Annotated in this window: 1 protein-coding gene; it reads left to right on the top strand. The window is 39.4% G+C overall.

The genetic code is table 11. From position 1 onward, the window contains the following. Positions 1-388 (top strand): TonB-dependent receptor plug domain-containing protein (locus QTO00_RS20910; RefSeq protein ID WP_331426414.1); only part of this gene is annotated, 388 nt, incomplete at both ends.

The raw sequence follows: 388 nt of genomic DNA, 5'->3' as shown, positions 1-388 counted from the left end.
ATATGACGAAAACAAAGATAGTGCATTAACAGGTAAACTGGGTGCGGTTTATCATGTCAATGACAACTTATCTGTGTTTGGTCAAATCAGCCAAGGCTTTAAAGCCCCAACGGTTTACGATTTATACTACTTCTACAACCAAGGCGCGATTATTGAAGCGAACCCTAATCTAAAATCGGAAAAGAGCATCTCATATGAAGCGGGTTTACGCGGACAAAATGAGAGCGCAAAATTCGAGTTCACTACCTTCTTCTCTGATTACAAAGACTTTATTGTACAAGAGAAAACGGGTGAGCAAGGCGGAAAAGATGTTATCTCTAAGAAAAACTTAGATGAAGTAGAAATCTACGGCGCTGAGTTTAGTTCAACAATTCTTATGGATAAGGCG

The sequence above is a fragment of the Vibrio sp. M260118 genome, assembly GCF_036533755.1.
Classification (GTDB): domain Bacteria; phylum Pseudomonadota; class Gammaproteobacteria; order Enterobacterales; family Vibrionaceae; genus Vibrio.
Note: the sequence above shows the minus strand (reverse complement) of the source record. Positions and strands in the feature narration are given on the sequence as shown.